Annotated in this window: 6 protein-coding genes and 1 pseudogene; 1 reads left to right on the top strand and 6 read right to left on the bottom strand. The window is 62.2% G+C overall.

The annotated features are described in order from the left end of the window. Positions 1 to 122: 122 nt before the first annotated feature. On the bottom strand, positions 123 to 758 hold the full coding sequence (locus IVA82_RS10760) for a response regulator (RefSeq protein ID WP_247390929.1): 636 nt from the start codon (positions 756 to 758) through the stop codon (positions 123 to 125). Positions 759 to 968: 210 nt separating this feature from the next. Here IVA82_RS10760 and IVA82_RS10755 point away from each other — a divergent pair, with 210 nt between their 5' ends. Further along, the gene (locus tag IVA82_RS10755; protein WP_346658815.1) at positions 969 to 1,235 is read left to right on the top strand and encodes a hypothetical protein; all 267 of its coding nucleotides are present in this window, start codon (positions 969 to 971) and stop codon (positions 1,233 to 1,235) included. Between the two features lie 12 nt (positions 1,236 to 1,247). On the opposite strand, the gene IVA82_RS10750 is transcribed toward IVA82_RS10755, so the two are convergent. From IVA82_RS10750 to IVA82_RS10730, 5 genes and pseudogenes are all read right to left on the bottom strand, one after another. Next, positions 1,248 to 1,751, bottom strand: a complete 504-nt coding sequence (locus IVA82_RS10750) for a response regulator (protein WP_247390932.1) — start codon at positions 1,749 to 1,751, stop codon at positions 1,248 to 1,250. A gap of 143 nt (positions 1,752 to 1,894) precedes the next feature. Next, a complete protein-coding gene (locus IVA82_RS10745) occupies positions 1,895 to 2,206 on the bottom strand; it encodes a PilZ domain-containing protein (RefSeq protein WP_247390933.1) in 312 nt (103 codons plus the stop codon). A 2-nt stretch (positions 2,207 to 2,208) separates the two neighbouring features. Next, entirely contained in the window at positions 2,209 to 3,090 is an 882-nt protein-coding gene (locus IVA82_RS10740; RefSeq protein WP_247390935.1) for a protein-glutamate O-methyltransferase CheR, read from the bottom strand. Positions 3,091 to 3,146: 56 nt separating this feature from the next. After that, the gene (locus IVA82_RS10735; RefSeq protein WP_247493296.1) at positions 3,147 to 3,533 is read right to left on the bottom strand and encodes a response regulator; all 387 of its coding nucleotides are present in this window, start codon (positions 3,531 to 3,533) and stop codon (positions 3,147 to 3,149) included. A 31-nt stretch (positions 3,534 to 3,564) separates the two neighbouring features. Beyond that, a pseudogene (locus tag IVA82_RS10730) lies at positions 3,565 to 3,690 on the bottom strand (chemotaxis protein CheW); the annotation flags it as partial.

Raw genomic sequence — 3,690 nt, 5'->3', positions numbered from 1 at the left:
GGCTAACCCCGGTCTTGAACATGCGATTCGCCATGCCGAATCGTACACTGCTTCGAGCTAACGGCCAGATTCTTGCCCAGTCTCGCAGCGCAATCCGGGCTACGAAACGTCACTGGCAGCGTCTACGACGCGCGCTGGGCTGCTGTCATCACGATACGGATCAGATCGGCGGCATTGCGCGCGCCGAGCTTCTTCATGATGTTGGCGCGGTGGTCCTCGATCGTGCGCGGGCTGATGCCGAGCGTGCGGCCGGCTTCCTTGTTGGAAGCACCAGCGGCGAACTGTTCGAGCACCTCGCGCTCACGCCGCGTCAATGGCTCGCGTCCGGGGAAATGCAGCGAGCCGAATTTCGGCGATACGCTCTCTGCCTGTCTGCGTGCATAGGCCCCGATGGCCTCGTCCAGCCGGCCGACGATCTCGCTGCCGCGGAACGGCTTCTCGATGAAGTCGAGCGCGCCGCTCTTGATGGCGCCCACCGCCATCGAGATGTCGCCCTGCCCGGAGATCATGAAGATCGGCGCCGGATAATCCTCGCCGTGCAGCTCCCTCAGAATGTCGAGGCCCGACTTTCCGGGAATGTGCACGTCGAGCAGGATCGCAGCCGGCGTGCGGTTTCGTGCGACGGAGAGCAACGCTGCGCCATCCGCGAAACAGATCACCTCATAGCCTGCCGCCTTCAACACCATCGACAAGGTGTCGCGAACGGCAGGGTCGTCGTCGACGACGAAGATTTCACCACGAGTGGTTTGTTCGGCCATGTACAGCGTCCATTCGGCGATACAAGGACTCACGTCCGCGCCAATCGTTATGGCGTTCGGCGCAGATTGGGCCCACCCGTATTTGTACGGGACATGGACTTAACGCACAAGTAGCGGCAAGGCGTCTAATTGCAAGGGAGGAGAATATCCATGCTAAATTTTGCCGGACCGTTCCCTTGCGCTACGACACCCGAAACCGACAGCCATCAGTTGATCGCGGCCGATCTTCGCTCTTTGATCGCGCAAATCGAGAGCAGCATGCGCCTGCTCGACGCAGCGATGGCGGATGACGGCAATCAGCCGGGTTCCCCCGACATTTTCGTACTTGACGACCTCACGCCCCATTATGCCACGGCGAGCGCCGCCCTCGACGCCTGCCGCGCCGGCCTCAGCCATGCGCTGCAGTCCTTGTCGGAATTGGGCGATCCGGTGGAGATGGCGATGGGTCCGGCAAACCTGCCGCACCCGATCGCATAACTGTTCCCAGCCTTACGCGCGGTGCCGTTCCACGATCGCGTCGGTCGCGACACCGCCCCAGGTGTGCATCGCAGGGAGGCCCATCGCGGCTTTGCCGAGATTGGCGAGGCTGATGCGCAGGGCCGCGAGATCGAGCGGCTTCGGCAGGCTCTGGAGCTCGATTCCGACGGATCGGGCAAAGTTGCGGGCGGCGCTGCGGCGCTTGCCGTCCATGCCGCTGATGACGATCACGGCGCCTGCGAATTTCGCAGCTGCCATCTCGTGCAGCACGTCGATGCCGTCGCCGTCCTCCAGCACGAGATCGAGCGTCACGCAGTCGAAGCGCGCGGTGCGAAGCTTTTCGATCGCATCCGCCACGGACGGCGCCACGGTGACTTCGTGGCCGGCCTGCCTGGCGGCGACCGTGATCAGGCTGCGCTGCGTGGCGTCGTCATCGACCACCAAGAGCTGAAGCGCGCGCCGCTCGGCGACGTCGGGCAGGTTTGACGAGACGGGGGAGAGAGGGCTTCTGGGCATTGCCGTATCCTGAGTTGAGACCGGCAATCGATACACGGTTCGCGCTTAGACCACGTAAAGCCAGTGCAACGAATTCATCCAGATGTTTTCAGAAAATGTGAAGTAACGTGTCGGGAAAGTGCGATGTCGGATCCGCGCGCAAATCAGACGACCGCGTCGTGTCCGGTCGCCCGCTTCTTCCTGTTCTTGCCGCGCAGGAACTGAATGTCCATCTCGGCACCGTTGACGCGCACCAGTTCGCAGCGGCGGTAGGCAAGCCCCGTGGAGGACAACAGCAGGAAGAATTCCTTCAGGTTCAAACCCTGGATCGAACCTTCCACCGTGAGGATGGCGTCGGTGTCGGAGATCGCGTTGAGCTTGCAGTCGCGCCGCCAAGTGCCGTCGATGGCCATGATGCAGACATCATAGCCGCGGCTGAACGTTACCCGCTCCGTACCCTTTCCATCCTGTGCCATGCTTATCGTCCCGCCATCACCACCATCCGCGGCGGCGCGCCAGCGAGCGCCGGCCTGGCTGCGGCCGCGCGCGCATCATTGGGCTTGTAGAGGCCGCGCCGCTCCGGAATCGGCTTGAAGGTATCGGTCAGTCCGACCACGGTTTCGGCCGCGCCCAGCACCAGGAAGCCGTCTGGCTCGATCTGGCGGGCGAGGCGGTTGAAGATGTTGATCTTGGTGTCCTGGTCGAAATAGATCAGCACGTTGCGGCAGAAGATGACGTCGAACGTGCCGAGCTGGGCGAAATCATGCAGCAGGTTGAGCTGCCGATGCTGGATCATCGCGCGCAGCTCGGGATTGATCTGCCAGGTCTCGCCGGTCTGCTTGAAATATTTCATCAGCATCTGGATCGGCAGCCCGCGCTGCACTTCGAACTGGCTGTAGATGCCGGCCTTGGCCTTCTCCAGCACCTCCTGCGACAGGTCGGTCGCGATGATCTCGACGCGCCAGCCCGTGAGCGCGGCACCCATCTCCTTCAGGCTCATCGCCAGCGAATAGGGCTCCTGCCCGGTCGAGCCGGCGGCGCACCAGATCCGCACGCTACGGCGGCCGGCGCGGGCCTTGATGACTTCGGGCATGATGGTATCGCGGAAATGATCGAACGGGACCTTGTCGCGGAAGAAGAAGGTCTCGTTGGTGGTCATGGCCTCGACCACGCTGGTGACAAGCGCGCTCGAGCCGCCACCCTGCAGCTTCTGCACGAGCTCGCCGATGCCGGAGAGCCCGGCCTTGCGGGCGAGCGGCAACAGCCGGCTTTCGATCAGATATTGCTTGTCTGCGGACAGGTCGAGCCCGGAATGATCCCTCAGGAACTTACGCAGATACTCATACTCGGTCGGGGTCACGGATGGCCTCTCGAAAGCTGTACTGGGAACACTCTGGCTAGGCGAATGGGCCAGACTCAGACCATGACTTGTCCAACCGGGATCAAGCCGACTTCAGCAAATTTGTCGGCGATAATATCGTTGTCGAACGGCTTCATAATGTACTCATTGGCACCGCCGCTGAGCGCCTGGGCGATATGAGCCACATTGTTCTCGGTGGTGCAGAACACCACCTTGGGCTGGTCGCCGCCGGGCAGGCGGCGCATGTGGCCCATGAACTCGAAGCCGTCCATGACCGGCATATTCCAGTCGAGCAGCACCGCGTCGGGCAACTTGCGCCGGCAGATCTCCAGCGCTTTCGAGCCGTCTTCGGCTTCAGTAACTTCGAATTCCAGGCCTTCCAGGATCCGGCGCGCGATCTTTCGCACGACGCTGGAATCATCGACCACCAAACATGTCTTCATTTTGGTTCTCCGGCTTCGATGTTTTTGGGGTTCACGCAGCCATTTGCACTTCGGTTTTGAGTTCGAGGACGCGATCGACGTCGAGGACGACCATGAGCTGTCCGTCGAGGCGGTGGACGCCGCCGGCGAGCTTGGCCATGCGGGGATCGAGGTTGAC

It is taken from the genome of Bradyrhizobium sp. 142 (assembly GCF_023074015.1).
Lineage (GTDB): Bacteria > Pseudomonadota > Alphaproteobacteria > Rhizobiales > Xanthobacteraceae > Bradyrhizobium.
The sequence above is the reverse complement of the archived record's forward strand: the minus strand, read 5'-3'. Positions and strand labels throughout refer to the sequence as shown.

Bases quoted from the DNA above. Each gene is read 5' to 3' on its own strand.
- IVA82_RS10735 (WP_247493296.1), bottom strand. From the start codon at position 3,533: ATGAAGACATGTTTGGTGGTCGATGATTCCAGCGTCGTGCGAAAGATC.
- IVA82_RS10760 (WP_247390929.1), bottom strand. From the start codon at position 758: ATGGCCGAACAAACCACTCGTGGTGAAATCTTCGTCGTCGACGACGAC.
- IVA82_RS10745 (WP_247390933.1), bottom strand. From the start codon at position 2,206: ATGGCACAGGATGGAAAGGGTACGGAGCGGGTAACGTTCAGCCGCGGC.
- IVA82_RS10750 (WP_247390932.1), bottom strand. From the start codon at position 1,751: ATGCCCAGAAGCCCTCTCTCCCCCGTCTCGTCAAACCTGCCCGACGTC.